Raw genomic sequence first — 16,505 nt, forward strand, 5'->3', positions numbered from 1 at the left:
TACTACGCTTTAGCTGTGATCAACGTTCAACTTCCCCTTCTGCAACAGGTCGTTGATGATGGCCTGATTATTCATCTGGCCATTGTTCGTCAGGTCCACATTCTCCAGCACGATCTTCTGGTCGGCACCTTGGGCAATCTGACCCTTGGTGTTGATGTCGATGACCGTGTTGTTGCCTTCCTTGTGGATATTCAGGTATTGCGTCAGCGTGCCGTCCTTTTCTCCGATCAGCAGATCCTTCAGATCCAGGACATCGCCGCCATTGGCGATCGTAGCGTTGGAGAAGTCCTTGATCGTGTCGACTGCCGGCGCGGCGATGGAGCCCTGGTCGTTCAACTCCCACTTGAAGGTATCGCTGCCGGCGCCACCGTACAAGGTGTCGTCGCCCTTGCCGCCGATCAGCGTGTCGTTGCCCGAACCGCCATCCAACGTATCGTTGCCGGCACCACCGTGCAGGTAGTCATTGCCAGCACCACCGTAGAGGATGTCGTTGCCGTCATCGCCGTACAGGGAGTCGTTGCCGCCCTGGCCGTAGATGATGTCATCGCCCGTGCCGCCATGGACGGTGTCGTCGCCACCGCGCGGATCGTCCGGCAGGTTGAACTGCGCGTGGTTGGTCTTCAGGTACTCGTAGATCTCCGAGCTGGTTGCAGCGTGGCCGTTCTGGTACGCCAGGAAGTCTTGCAGCGCCTTCAGGCCTTGGCCGTCATGCGAACCCGCGGCGACGTTGCCCCAGGCGAGGTGATCAGTGTTGATCGTGTCGCCAAAGATAATGTCGTTGCCAGCGCCGCCGTTGATGACGTCGTTGCCGACCACCGCCGGGTCATTGGTGATGTTGCCGCCCTGAAGTGCCGCCGTCAGGTCTTCCGGCTTCAGCACGATGTCCACCTGGCCGCCAGGGGCCGACACCACGTTGCAGGACGACCAGCTCGTTTGCACGATGTTGTCGATCTGGACCGTGGCGCTCTGCGAGTTGCTGGTGGTGTCTTCCAGGTCGTAGACCAGGCGATAGGTGCCCGACGCCACGACAGCAGAAGACACGGAGGTCGTCCCGGACAGCGCGGCGGTGGTGTTGCCGCTGTCCACGTTGACCCACTTGCTGCCATCCCAGCGCTGCAACGTCCAGATGAACTTGTCACCCGTCGCATAGTTGCTGGTGGTCACATCGAACGTCACCTTGCCGTAGGCTGAGATCGTGAACGTCGGGCTGGTCGCGGTGGTGTGCGTGCCGCCCGCGGTATCGACGATCTGCAAGGCGTTGTTGTTGCGCGTCACCGAGCTGCCGCTGCCGGTTCCCGTGAGGGTCCAGTTGGACATGTTGCCCCAATTCGAACTCGAATTGAAGTTGGCCAGCGTCGAGTTCGAACCGCTACCGACCGGTGCATACGCCGTGCCGCCGCCGCCCGTGTTGTCGAACACGCGCAGAATGTCGGCATTCACGCCCGGGCCGATGCCGATGGCATTGACCTGGCTGATGTTGGCCAGCGGGTTGAACCCGGACAGCGACTCATTGATGGTGGTCGTGTCCGTGGAGTTCCCCGTACCGCCCACGGTGGGGCGGCCCCACCAGTCGGTGGTCTGGTAGTAGGTCGGGTCGCCATCGGTCAGGAAGAAGGTCTTGTTTTCGTAGCCGTTGGCGACGCTGTTGCCGCTGTTGCTTTGCTGATTGAACCAGTTCACCGCGGTGTTGAACGCGGCTTCGTAGTTGGTGCCGCCGTTGGCGGTGAGCGCATCAATGGCAGCAAGCAGCGAGGGCAGGGTGGCCGTCGAGAGATTGTTGATACTGATGTTCTCGCCACTGCTCGTTGCAAACCCGATCAGCGTGACGTTGACCTTGCCATCATGGCCGGAAAGCTGGTTGGCCAGGACAACCAAGGCGTCCTTAACCAGTTTCATGCGCGATTGGTTGTAGCTGACGCCCGTGCTGCCATCCAGCCCGTAGGCCATGCTGCCAGACGTATCCACCACCAGGGCAATGTTGTAGTTCTTGCCCGGCTCAACGGTCGTGACCGTGCCGCCCTTGTCGCCCAGGATGATGTCGTCGCCCGAACCGCCGTTCAACACCGGCGTCGTGCCCGTGCCGCTGCCGACGTTTTCGCCCGCCACCATGTTGTTCGTGTTCAGCACGAAGTTGTAGGTGCCGGAGGTGTTCTGGCCGCCGTGGTCGGTACCACCGCTGTCGCGCACCTGGAACCCGATCGAGGTATCCAGACCGTTGGACGACGGGGTGAAGACCAGCTTGCCTGCGGCGATGTCCGCCGCCGAGACGGCGGTGTTCAGCGTCACGGGGTTGCCGTTGAGCGTCAGCGTGCCGTCCGTCGGCAAGCGCGAGATGATCACGCTTTGCAATGCGTTGCCTTCGGCGCCGTCGCTGAAGTTGAACTCGGCCACCGTGAAGACATGGCTGGTGCCGATTTCCACGTTGGCGGAGTTGTCGGCGGCAACCGGCGCGTCGTTCGTGCCCACGATCGAGACCGTGATCGGCTGAACCGTCGTGCCGTCGCCGGCGGTCACATTGAACGACTCGGAGAGCAGGGCGCCCGCAGGCAGGTTCTGTACCACCGTCAAGCTGTTGTTCAGCGTGTAGGTCCAGTTGCCGTTGGCGTCGATCGAGAACGTGCCGTACTTGCCGACCACGTTGCTCTGTGCAGCGACACCGCTCTGGCCCACGTCCGCGTCCACCACCGTCAGCTTGCCGGTCGTGGTCAGGGTGTAGTCCTCAGTCACCGTGCCTGAGGTCTGGCCGGTGATCACCGGGGCATCATTGGTTCCCGTGATGGTGATGGTGATGGGCTGATCCGCCTTACCGCCGTGGCCGTCATTGACGGTCACGGTGATCGTGTCGGTCACCTGTTCGCCTTCCTTCAGGCCCTGAACGTTGGCCGCTCCGTTGTTCAGCGTGTAGGTCCACTTGCCCGTCGAGTCAACCGTGAAGGTACCGTACTTGCCTGCGCCGTTATTGCTGACGGACCAGGTGTGCGTATCGGTTGTGTCGATGTCGGTCTTGGTCAACTGGCCGTTTGCGGTCAACGTGCCGTCTTCCTTCACGGCGCCCGTGGCTTTGCCGGCGATGGTCGGCGCATCGTTGGTGCCCGTCACGGTCACGGTGATGACCTGCGTGGCGGTACCACCATGGCCGTCATCGACGGTCACGGTGATCTTGTCGGTCACTTGCTGGCCATCAGCCAGCGACTGCACCTTGGTGTTGCCGTTGTCCAGCGTATAGGTCCACTTGCCCGTGGCATCCACCACAAAGGAACCGTAAACGCCCTTGCCCGCATTGTTGAGCGACCACGTGTGCGTGTCGGTCGTGTCGATGTCGGTCTTGGTCAATTGGCCGCTGACAACTTGCGTGCCATCTTCGGTCACGCCGCCAGAGATGGTGCCACCGATGGTCGGGACGTCATTGGTGCCGGTGACGGTGATCGTGATGACCTGCTCGGCCTTGCCGCCGTGGCCGTCATCGACGGTCACGGTGATCTTGTCGGTCACTTGCTGACCATCGGCCAGCGACTGCACCTTGGTGTTGCCGTTGTCCAGCGTATAGGTCCACTTGCCGGTGTTGTCGACCACCAACGTGCCGTACGTGCCCTTGCCGTTGTCACTGACGGACCAGGTATGCGTGTCGGTCGTGTCGACGTCGGCCTTGCTGAGCTGTCCGGTGACGACTTGCGTGCCGTCCTCCTTGACTGCGCCGTTGGCGACGCCGCCGATGGTCGGGGCGTCATTCGTGCCGGTGACCGTGATCGTAATGACCTGCTGGGCCGTACCGCCGTGGCCGTCGTCGACGGTCACGGTGATTTTGTCCGTGACTTGCTGGCCAGCGGCCAAGGCCTGCACCTTGGCGCTGGTGTTGTCCAGCGAGTAGGTCCACTTGCCCGTGGCATCCACGGCGAAGGTGCCATAGATACCCTTGCCGTCATTGTTGACCGACCAGGTATGCGTGTCCGTCGTGTCGACGTCGGTCTTGGACAGTTGGCCTGAGACCGTGTTCAGCACCGCGTCTTCCGTCACGGCACCCGTTGTGGTGCCGCTGATCGTCGGGACGTCGTTGGTGCCTTCGATGGTGACCGTAACCTCACCTGTGGTTCCGTCGGCCGTCTTGACCGTGAAGGTCTCGGTCAGGGTCTCGCCGACCGCCAACGCCTGGACCCGCGCGTCGCTGTTAGTAAGTTGATAAGTCCAGTTGCCGTTGGCATCGATGGAGAACTTACCGTGTTGACCAGCAGCATTCGTTTGCGCCACAAACACGGCTTGACCCACGTCCGGATCCGTCACGTTCAGCTTGCCGCCAGTGGTGAGGACGGAGTCTTCCTTGACCGTGCCGGCGTCATCGCCCGGTTGAGCGGGGGTGATGATGGCGCCGTCGTCGGTGCCGTTAATGGTGACGGTTACGTCCTTCGTGACCACTCCGCCATTGCCGTCATCGACGGTCACGGTGAACGTTTCGGTAATGGACTGACCGGACTTCAGACCTTGGACATCCTTGTTGGCATTGTCCAGGTTGTAGGTCCAGTTACCCGTCGAGTCGACCGAGAACGAACCGTACGTACCCTTGCCGTCGTTGTTGACAGTCCAGGTATGCGTGTCAGTCGTGTCAACGTCGGCGACATCCAGCTTGCCAGTGGCAACCAGCGTGCCGTCTTCGGTGACTGCACCATCGGCCTTACCGGTCAGGACCGGGATGTCGTTGGTACCGACGATCGTGACCACGACTTGACCGGTCGTACCGTCAGCCGTCGTAACGGTGAAGGTTTCGGTCAGCGTCTTGCCAGCGCCCAGGCCTTGGACAGCCGGGTCGTTGTTGGTCAGGTTGTAGGTCCACTTGCCATCGGCGTCGATGGAGAAGGTGCCGTGCTGACCGGCAGCGTTGGTCTGCGGATTGAAGACCGCCTGGCCAGCATCGAGGTCGGTGACTTCCAGCTTGCCGCCGGTCGTGAGCGTCACGTCTTCCGTGACTTCGCCCTTGTCGTCGCCCGGTTGAGCGGGGGTGATGATGGCGCCGTCGTCCGTGCCGTTGATGGTGACGGTTACGTCCTTCGTGACCACTCCGCCATTGCCGTCATCGACGGTGACCGTGAAGGTCTCGGTGATGGATTCACCGGACTTCAGGCCTTGGACATCCTTGTTGGCGTTGTCCAGGTTGTAGGTCCAGTTGCCGCTGCCATCCACGGAGAAGGAACCATAGGTTCCCTTGCCGTCATTGTCGACGGTCCAGGTATGGGTATCGGTGGTGTCAACGTCCGCGACATCCAGCTTGCCGGTGGCAACCAGCGTACCGTCTTCGGTGACTGCACCATCGGCCTTGCCGGTCAGGACCGGGATGTCGTTGGTACCCACGATTGTGACCACGACTTGACCGGTCGTGCCATCAGCCGTCGTGACGGTGAAGGTCTCGGTCAGGGTCTTGCCAGCGCCCAGGCCTTGGACAGCCGGGTCGTTGTTGGTCAGGTTGTAAGTCCACTTGCCATCAGCATCGATGGAGAACGTGCCGTGCTGACCAGCAGCGTTCGTTTGAGCCACAAATACGGCTTGGCCGGCGTCCGGATCGGTGACTTCCAGCTTGCCGCCGGTCGTGAGCGTCACGTCTTCTGTGACTTCGCCCTTGTCGTCGCCCGGTTGCGCGGGGTTGATGACCGCGCCGTCGTCGGTGCCGTTGATGGTGACGGTTACGTCCTTCGTGACCACGCCGCCGTTGCCGTCATCGACGGTCACGGTGAACGTTTCGGTGATGGACTCACCGGACTTCAGACCTTGGATGTCCTTGTTGGCATTGTCCAGGTTGTAGGTCCAGTTGCCGCTGCCATCCACGGAGAAGGAACCATAGGTTCCCTTGCCGTCGTTGTTGACGGTCCAGGTGTGCGTGTCGGTGGTGTCAACGTCCGCGACGTCCAGCTTGCCAGTGGCAACCAGGGTGCCGTCTTCGGTGACTGCGCCGTCAGCCTTGCCGGTCAGGACCGGGATGTCGTTGGTACCCACAATGGTCACAACCACTTGACCGGTCGTGCCATCAGCCGTCGTGACGGTGAAGGTCTCGGTCAGGGTCTTGCCAGCGCCCAAGCCTTGGACAGCCGGGTCGTTGTTGGTCAGGTTGTAGGTCCACTTGCCATCGGCGTCGATGGAGAACGTGCCGTGTTGGCCCGGGGCATTCGTTTGAGCCTGGAACACGGCTTCGCCCGCGTCCGGATCCGTCACGTCGAGCTTGCCGCCGACGGTCAGGGTCACGTCTTCAACAACTTGGCCCTTGTCATCACCCGGAACCGACGGATTGATCACGGCGCCGTCGTCCGTGCCGTTGATCGTGACCGTCACATCCTTGGTGACCACGCCGCCATTGCCGTCATCGACGGTCACGGTGAAGGTCTCGGTGATGGATTCACCGGACTTCAGGCCTTGGACGTCCTTGTTGGCATTGTCCAGGTTGTAGGTCCAGTTGCCCGTCGAGTCGACCGAGAAGGAACCGTACGTACCCTTGCCGTCGTTGTTGACGGTCCAGGTGTGGGTATCGGTCGTGTCAACGTCAGCGACATCCAGCTTGCCGGTAGCGACCAGCGTGCCGTCTTCAGTGACAGCACCGTCGGCCTTACCGGTCAGCACCGGGATGTCGTTAGTACCCACAATGGTCACAACCACTTGACCCGTGGTGCCGTCAGCCGTCGTAACGGTGAAGGTCTCGGTCAGGGTCTTGCCAGCGCCCAGGCCTTGGACAGCCGGGTCGTTGTTGGTCAGGTTGTACGTCCACTTGCCATCGGCGTCGATGGAGAAGGTGCCGTGTTGACCGGCAGCGTTCGTTTGAGCCACAAACACGGCTTCGCCCGCGTCCGGATCCGTCACGTCGAGCTTGCCGCCGACGGTCAGGGTCACGTCTTCAACAACTTGGCCCTTGTCATCACCCGGAACCGAGGGATTGATCACGGCGCCGTCGTCCGTGCCGTTGATCGTGACCGTCACATCCTTGGTGACCACGCCGCCATTGCCGTCATCGACGGTGACCGTGAAGGTCTCGGTGATGGATTCACCGGACTTCAGGCCTTGGACGTCCTTGTTGGCATTGTCCAGGTTGTAGGTCCAGTTGCCCGTCGAGTCGACCGAGAAGGAACCGTACGTACCCTTGCCGTCGTTGTTAACGGTCCAGGTATGCGTGTCGGTGGTGTCAACGTCAGCGACATCCAGCTTGCCGGTAGCGACCAGCGTGCCGTCTTCAGTGACAGCACCGTCGGCCTTACCGGTCAGGACCGGAATGTCGTTGGTGCCCACAATGGTCACAACCACTTGACCGGTCGTACCGTCAGCCGTCGTGACGGTGAAGGTCTCGGTCAGGGTCTTGCCAGCACCCAGGCCTTGGACGGCCGGGTCGTTGTTGGTCAGGTTATACGTCCACTTGCCATCAGCGTCGATGGAGAAGGTGCCGTGTTGACCAGCCGAATTGGTTTGCGCCACAAACACGGCTTCGCCCGCATCCGGATCCGTCACGTCGAGCTTGCCGCCGACGGTCAGGGTCACGTCTTCAACAACTTGGCCCTTGTCATCACCCGGAACCGACGGATTGATCACGGCGCCGTCGTCCGTGCCGTTGATCGTGACCGTCACGTCCTTGGTGACCACGCCGCCATTGCCGTCGTCAACCGTGACCGTGAAGGTCTCGGTGATGGACTCACCGGACTTCAGACCTTGGACGTCCTTGTTGGCATTGTCCAGGTTGTAGGTCCAGTTGCCGGTCGAGTCGACCGAGAACGAGCCGTACGTACCCTTGCCGTCGTTGTTAACGGTCCAAGTGTGCGTGTCGGTGGTGTCAACGTCAGCGACATCCAACTTGCCGGTAGCGACCAGCGTGCCGTCTTCAGTGACTGCGCCGTCGGCCTTACCGGTCAGCACCGGGATGTCGTTGGTGCCCACAATGGTCACAACCACTTGACCGGTCGTACCGTCAGCCGTCGTGACGGTGAAGGTCTCGGTCAGGGTCTTGCCAGCGCCCAGGCCTTGGACAGCCGGGTCGTTGTTGGTCAGGTTGTACGTCCACTTGCCATCGGCGTCGATGGAGAACGTACCGTGTTGGCCCGGGGCATTCGTTTGAGCCTGGAACACGGCTTCGCCCGCATCCGGATCCGTCACGTCGAGCTTGCCGCCGACGGTCAGGGTCACGTCTTCGACGACTTGGCCCTTGTCATCACCCGGAACCGACGGATTAATAACGGCGCCGTCGTCCGTGCCGTTGATCGTGACCGTCACATCCTTGGTGACCACGCCGCCATTGCCGTCATCGACGGTCACGGTGAAGGTCTCGGTGATGGATTCGCCGGCCTTCAACGCCTTGACGTCGGGGTTGTTGTTGTCGAGGTTGTAGGTCCACTTGCCCGTATTGTCGACCGAGAAGTTGCCGTAATCACCCTTGCCATTGTTGCCGACAGACCAAGTGTGATTGTCGGTGGTGTCGACATCGGTTTGCGTCAATTGACCAGTCGTACTCAGGGACGTGCTTTCCGTCACGGAACCCGAGGCTTGGCCCGCGATGACAGGGATGTCGTTGGTACCAACGATGGTGACAACCACTTGACCGGTGGTGCCATCAGCCGTGGTGACGGTGAAGGTTTCGGTCAGGGTCTTGCCAGCGCCCAGGCCTTGGACAGCCGGGTCGTTGTTGGTCAGGTTATACGTCCACTTGCCATCCGCATCGATGGAGAAGGTGCCGTGTTGACCGGCCGAGTTGGTTTGCGCCACAAATACGGCTTGGCCGGCGTCCGGGTCGGTGACTTCCAGCTTGCCGCCGGTCGTGAGTGTCACATCTTCCTTGACTTCGCCCTTGTCGTCGCCCGGTTGCGCGGGGTTGATGACGGCGCCGTCGTCCGTGCCGTTGATCGTGACGGTTACGTCCTTCGTGACCACGCCGCCATTGCCGTCATCGACGGTGACGGTGAAGGTCTCGGTGATGGACTCACCGGACTTCAGGCCTTGGACGTCCTTGTTGGCATTGTCCAGGTTGTAGGTCCAGTTGCCCGTCGAGTCGACCGAGAACGAGCCGTACGTACCCTTGCCGTCGTTGTTAACGGTCCAAGTGTGCGTGTCGGTGGTGTCAACGTCGGCGACATCCAGCTTGCCAGTGGCAACCAGCGTGCCGTCTTCGGTGACTGCACCATCGGCCTTGCCGGTCAGGACCGGGATGTCGTTGGTACCCACGATCGTGACCACGACTTGACCGGTCGTGCCATCAGCCGTCGTGACGGTGAAGGTCTCGGTCAGGGTCTTGCCAGCACCCAGGCCTTGGACAGCCGGGTCATTGTTGGTCAGGTTGTAGGTCCACTTGCCATCAGCATCGATGGAGAAGGTGCCGTGTTGACCAGCAGCGTTCGTTTGAGCCACAAACACGGCTTCGCCCGCGTCCGGATCCGTCACGTCGAGCTTGCCGCCGACGGTCAGGGTCACGTCTTCAACAACTTGGCCCTTGTCATCGCCCGGTTGAGCAGGGTTGATAACAGCGCCGTCGTCGGTGCCGTTGATGGTGACCGTCACATCCTTCGTGACCACGCCGCCGTTGCCGTCATCGACGGTGACGGTGAAGGTCTCGGTGATGGACTCACCGGACTTCAGGCCTTGGACGTCCTTGTTGGCATTGTCCAGGTTGTAGGTCCAGTTGCCGCTGCCATCCACGGAGAAGGAACCGTACGTACCCTTGCCGTCGTTGTTGACGGTCCAGGTGTGGGTATCGGTGGTGTCAACGTCGGCGACATCCAGCTTGCCAGTGGCAACCAGCGTGCCGTCTTCGGTGACTGCACCGTCGGCCTTGCCGGTCAGCACCGGGATGTCGTTGGTGCCGACGATCGTGACCACGACTTGACCGGTCGTGCCATCAGCCGTCGTAACGGTGAAGGTCTCGGTCAGGGTCTTGCCAGCGCCCAGGCCTTGGACAGCCGGGTCGTTGTTGGTCAGGTTATACGTCCACTTGCCATCAGCGTCGATGGAGAAGGTGCCGTGTTGACCGGCCGAGTTGGTTTGCGCCACAAATACGGCTTGACCAGCATCGGGGTCGGTGACTTCCAGCTTGCCGCCGACGGTCAGGGTCACGTCTTCAACAACTTGGCCCTTGTCATCACCCGGAACCGACGGATTGATCACGGCGCCGTCGTCCGTGCCGTTGATCGTGACGGTCACATCCTTGGTGACCACGCCGCCATTGCCGTCATCGACGGTGACGGTGAAGGTCTCGGTGATGGACTCACCGGACTTCAGGCCTTGGACGTCCTTGTTGGCGTTGTCCAGGTTGTAGGTCCAGTTGCCGCTGCCATCCACGGAGAAGGAGCCGTACGTACCCTTGCCGTCGTTGTTGACGGTCCAGGTATGCGTGTCGGTCGTGTCAACGTCGGCGACATCCAGCTTGCCAGTGGCAACCAGCGTGCCGTCTTCGGTGACTGCACCATCGGCCTTGCCGGTCAGGACCGGAATGTCGTTGGTGCCGACGATCGTGACCACGACTTGACCGGTCGTGCCATCAGCCGTCGTGACGGTGAAGGTCTCGGTCAGCGTCTTGCCAGCACCCAGGCCTTGGACAGCCGGGTCATTGTTGGTCAGGTTGTAGGTCCACTTGCCATCAGCATCGATGGAGAAGGTGCCGTGTTGACCAGCAGCGTTGGTTTGAGCCACAAATACGGCTTGGCCGGCGTCCGGATCGGTGACTTCCAGCTTGCCGCCGGTCGTGAGCGTCACGTCTTCTGTGACTTCGCCCTTGTCGTCGCCCGGTTGCGCGGGGTTGATGATTGCGCCGTCGTCGGTGCCGTTGATGGTGACGGTTACGTCCTTGGTGACCACGCCGCCATTGCCGTCATCGACGGTGACCGTGAACGTCTCGGTGATCGACTGCCCGGACTTCAGACCCTGGACATCCTTATTGGCGTTGTCCAGGTTGTAGGTCCAGTTGCCGCTGCCGTCCACGGAGAAGGAGCCGTACGTACCCTTGCCGTCGTTGTTAACGGTCCAGATGTGGGTATCGGTCGTGTCAACGTCCGCGACATCCAGCTTGCCGGTAGCGACCAGCGTGCCGTCTTCAGTGACTGCGCCGTCAGCCTTACCGGTCAGGACCGGAATGTCGTTGGTACCGACGATCGTGACCACGACTTGACCGGTTGTGCCATCAGCCGTCGTAACGGTGAAAGTTTCGGTCAGCGTCTTGCCAGCGCCCAAGCCTTGGACAGCCGGGTCGTTGTTGGTCAGGTTGTAGGTCCACTTGCCATCGGCGTCGATGGAGAACGTGCCGTGCTGACCGGCAGCGTTCGTTTGAGCCACAAACACGGCTTCGCCCGCATCCGGGTCCGTCACGTCCAGCTTGCCGCCGACGGTCAGGGTCACGTCTTCAACAACTTGGCCCTTGTCATCACCCGGAACCGACGGATTGATCACGGCGCCGTCGTCCGTGCCGTTGATCGTGACGGTCACATCCTTGGTGACCACGCCGCCGTTGCCGTCATCGACGGTGACCGTGAAGGTCTCGGTAATCGACTCACCGGACTTCAGGCCTTGGACATCCTTGTTGGCGTTGTCCAGGTTGTAGGTCCAGTTGCCGGTCGAGTCGACCGAGAACGAGCCATACGTACCCTTGCCATCATTGTTGACGGTCCAAGCGTGCGTGTCGGTGGTGTCAACGTCCGCGACGTCCAGCTTGCCTGTCGCAACCAACGTGCCGTCTTCGGTGACTGCACCATCGGCCTTACCGGTCAGGACCGGAATGTCATTGGTACCCACAATGGTCACAACCACTTGACCGGTCGTGCCATCAGCCGTGGTGACGGTGAAGGTTTCGGTCAGCGTCTTGCCAGCGCCCAGGCCTTGGACAGCCGGGTCGTTGTTGGTCAGGTTATAGGTCCACTTGCCATCGGCGTCGATGGAGAAGGTGCCGTGTTGACCGGCAGCGTTGGTCTGCGGATTGAAGACCGCCTGGCCAGCATCGGGATCGGTGACTTCCAGCTTGCCGCCGGTCGTGAGCGTCACGTCTTCTGTGACTTCGCCCTTGTCATCGCCCGGTTGAGCAGGGTTGATAACAGCGCCGTCGTCGGTGCCGTTGATGGTGACCGTCACATCCTTCGTGACCACGCCGCCATTGCCGTCATCGACGGTGACAGTGAACGTTTCGGTGATGGACTCACCGGACTTCAGACCTTGGACGTCCTTGTTGGCGTTGTCCAGGTTGTAGGTCCAGTTGCCGCTGCCATCCACGGAGAAGGAACCGTACGTACCCTTGCCATCATTGTTAACGGTCCAGGTATGCGTGTCGGTGGTGTCAACGTCCGCGACATCCAGCTTGCCGGTGGCAACCAGCGTGCCGTCTTCGGTGACTGCACCGTCGGCCTTGCCAGTCAGTACCGGAATGTCGTTGGTACCCACAATGGTCACAACCACTTGACCGGTCGTACCGTCAGCCGTCGTGACGGTGAAGGTCTCGGTCAGGGTCTTGCCAGCGCCCAGGCCTTGGACAGCTGGGTCGTTGTTGGTCAGGTTATACGTCCACTTGCCATCCGCATCGATGGAGAACGTGCCGTGTTGACCGGCAGCGTTGGTCTGCGGATTGAAGACCGCCTGGCCAGCATCGGGATCGGTGACTTCCAGCTTGCCGCCGGTCGTGAGCATCACGTCTTCTGTGACTTCGCCCTTGTCGTCGCCCGGTTGCGCGGGGTTGATGACCGCGCCGTCGTCGGTGCCGTTGATGGTGACGGTTACGTCCTTCGTGACCACGCCGCCATTGCCGTCATCGACGGTCACGGTGAACGTTTCGGTGATCGACTCACCGGACTTCAGACCTTGGATGTCCTTGTTGGAGTTGTCCAGGTTGTAGGTCCAGTTGCCGCTGCCATCCACGGAGAAGGAACCATAGGTCCCCTTGCCGTCGTTGTTGACGGTCCAAGTATGCGTGTCGGTCGTGTCAACGTCCGCCACGTCCAGCTTGCCAGTGGCAACCAGGGTGCCGTCTTCGGTGACTGCGCCGTCGGCCTTGCCGGTCAGCACCGGGATGTCGTTAGTGCCAACGATGGTCACAACCACTTGACCGGTCGTGCCATCAGCCGTCGTAACGGTGAAGGTCTCGGTCAGGGTCTTGCCAGCGCCCAGGCCTTGAACGGCCGGGTCATTGTTGGTCAGGTTGTAGGTCCACTTGCCATCAGCGTCGATGGAGAAGGTGCCGTGTTGACCGGCCGAGTTGGTTTGAGCCACAAATACGGCTTGACCAGCATCGGGATCGGTGACTTCCAGCTTGCCGCCGGTCGTGAGCATCACGTCTTCTGTGACTTCGCCCTTGTCGTCGCCCGGTTGCGCGGGGTTGATGACCGCGCCGTCGTCGGTGCCGTTGATGGTGACGGTTACGTCCTTCGTGACCACGCCGCCATTGCCGTCATCGACGGTCACGGTGAACGTTTCGGTGATGGACTCACCGGACTTCAGACCTTGGATGTCCTTGTTGGCGTTGTCCAGGTTGTAGGTCCAGTTGCCGCTGCCATCCACGGAGAAGGAACCGTACGTACCCTTGCCGTCATTGTTGACGGTCCAGGTGTGGGTATCGGTCGTGTCAACGTCCGCCACATCCAGCTTGCCGGTGGCAACCAGCGTGCCGTCTTCAGTGACTGCGCCGTCAGCCTTGCCGGTCAGGACCGGGATGTCGTTGGTGCCAACGATGGTGACAACCACTTGACCCGTGGTGCCGTCAGCCGTCGTGACGGTGAAGGTCTCGGTCAGGGTCTTGCCAGCACCCAGGCCTTGGACAGCCGGGTCGTTGTTGGTCAGGTTGTAGGTCCACTTGCCATCAGCATCGATGGAGAAGGAGCCGTGTTGACCGGCCGAATTGGTTTGAGCCACAAATACGGCTTGACCAGCATCGGGATCGGTGACTTCCAGCTTGCCGCCGGTCGTGAGCGTCACGTCTTCCGTGACTTCGCCCTTGTCGTCACCCGGTTGCGCGGGGTTGATGACCGCGCCGTCGTCCGTGCCGTTGATCGTGACCGTCACGTCCTTGGTGACCACGCCGCCATTGCCGTCGTCGACGGTGACAGTGAAGGTCTCGGTGATCGACTGACCCGACTTCAGACCTTGGACGTCCTTGTTGGCGTTGTCCAGGTTGTAGGTCCAGTTACCCGTCGAGTCGACCGAGAAAGAACCATACGTACCCTTGCCGTCGTTGTTGACAGTCCAAGTATGCGTGTCGGTCGTGTCAACGTCGGCGACATCCAGCTTGCCAGTGGCAACCAGCGTGCCGTCTTCGGTGACTGCACCATCGGCCTTGCCGGTCAGCACCGGGATGTCGTTGGTACCCACAATGGTCACAACCACTTGACCGGTCGTGCCATCAGCCGTCGTGACGGTGAAGGTCTCGGTCAGGGTCTTGCCAGCGCCCAGGCCTTGGACAGCCGGGTCGTTGTTGGTCAGGTTATACGTCCACTTGCCATCGGCATCGATGGAGAACGTACCGTGTTGACCAGCAGCGTTCGTTTGAGTCACAAACACGGCTTCGCCCGCATCCGGGTCCGTCACGTCGAGCTTGCCGCCGACGGTCAGGGTCACGTCTTCAACGACCTGACCCTTGTCATCGCCCGGTTGAGCGGGGTTGATGACGGCGCCGTCGTCGGTGCCGTTGATCGTGACCGTGATTTGCTGGTTCGTAACGCCGCCATGGCCGTCATCAACCGTGACCGTGAAGGTTTCGGTGATCGATTCACCGCTCTTCAGGCCCTTGACGGTGGTGTTGCTGTCGTCCAGGTTGTAGGTCCACTTGCCGGTGTTATCCACCGTGAAGCTGCCAAAGTCACCCTTGCCGTTGTTGCCGACCGTCCACGTGTGCGTGTCGTTCACGTCCACGTCGGTCTGGCCCAGTTGGCCGGTGACGCTGGTGGTGCCGCCGTCGGTGACCGAGCCAGTGGCTTCGCCACTGATGACCGGTGCATCGTTGGTGCCGTTGATGGTGATCGTGACTTCCTGGGTCGTGACGCCACCATGGCCGTCGTTGACGGTCACGGTGAATTTCTCAGTCAGCGATTCGCCCACGCCCAACGCTTGCACCGTCGGGTTGCCGTTGGTCAGGTTGTAGGTCCAGTTGCCGTTCGCGTCTACCGACAGCGCGCCGTATTGGCCGGCGCCGTTGTTGTTGATCGACCAGGTATGGGTGTCGCTCGTGTCGACGTCCGTGACATCCAGCTTGCCGGTCACGGCAAGTGCGGTGTCTTCGGTCACGGCACCGGCGGCCTGGCCGCTCAGTGTCGGAACGTCGTTGGTGCCCTGGATCGTGACGACCACCGTGCCGGTCGTGCCGTCCGCGGTGGTGACGGTGAACGTTTCGGTCAGGGTTTCACCGACTGCCAGCGCTTGTACGCGGGCGTCGTTGTTGTTCAGGTTATAGACCCACGAACCGCTGGCGTCGATCGAGAACGTGCCGTGCTGGCCAGCCTGGCCGGATTGCACGACAAAGCGGGCTTCGCCGTCGTCCACGTCAGTGACATTGAGTTTGCCGTTCGTGGTGAAGGTGGTGTCTTCCTTGACCGTGCCCTTGTCATCATCCGACGTGGCGGGAGTGATGAGTGCGGGGTCGTTCACGCCGACGACCGTCACTTCGACGGTAGCCGTGGACGTCGCGCCGCTGGGGTCGGTGACGGTGTAGGAAATCGTGGTGGTGGTGGTCTGGCCTTCCGGCAGATGCTGGAAGCCCGTGCCCGGCGTGAAGACATAGCTGCCGTCAGGCAGCACAGTGAAGGTACCGCCGTTGGTGCCGGTGACCGATACGCCGCCCGGCGTCATCGGACGGCCGCTGACGGAAACGATGGCCAACGGATCGCCGTCGGGGTCCGAGTCATTGGTCAGCAGGTTGCCGCGAATCGTGGTGTTTTGGTCGCCGCGGCCGATGTCGTTCAGCGCAGACGGTGCGGCGTTGTTGGTGCCGACCGGCGTGGTGCCGTCGTCAGTACCGTCGCCAGCCAGGCCGGCGGACGATGCGCGGGGCACGGTGTCGTCGCCGCGGCCCGGGTTGCCGTAGGCCAGATCCAAGGGCGTCGTGGTTTCCAGGATGCGGGCCAAGCGGACAAAGCTGCTGCCGCCGGCATCGCCGCTGCCTGCCACGATGGCGGCGGTCGGGTCCAGTTCGTCGAACGGGTCGCGGCCGGCTTGCAAAGCGGCCAGGAGGCGGTCGGAATCGGTACCGGTGGGCGGGGCTACCGAGGCTTCGCTCGGATCGGCCAGCGGACCAGCCATGTCCCCATTTACGGCGACTTCGCGGCCTTCACCGATGACGATCGGCATGCCGTTTTCAACCTGAAGGGAAACCGTGGCGCCCGAGGCAGTGACGATGTCACTGCCGGCGGGGACTTTGCTGCCTTGATGCAGTTCGGTCAGTGAACCGTCGCTATTGCGTATCCACGCGCGACCAGAGATTTCATTGACGACTGCGGGGGAAGTGTTGGCCATGTTGGTTCCGTTTCAGGGAGTTATCCAAGATGACCAGATACTAGAGGGTGCCGCTGGGGCGCGATATTGTCCTCAAGGACAGT

The 16,505-nt window shown here is 61.5% G+C and carries 1 protein-coding gene; it reads right to left on the reverse strand.

From position 1 onward, the window contains the following. Positions 1-9: 9 nt before the first annotated feature. Positions 10-16,422: a VCBS domain-containing protein gene (locus HV753_RS22525; RefSeq protein ID WP_175176807.1), complete on the reverse strand. Its 16,413-nt coding sequence runs from the start codon at positions 16,420-16,422 to the stop codon at positions 10-12. Positions 16,423-16,505: the final 83 nt, after the last annotated feature.

It is taken from the genome of Achromobacter pestifer (assembly GCF_902859625.1).
In the GTDB taxonomy this organism is placed as follows: domain Bacteria; phylum Pseudomonadota; class Gammaproteobacteria; order Burkholderiales; family Burkholderiaceae_B; genus Achromobacter; species Achromobacter pestifer.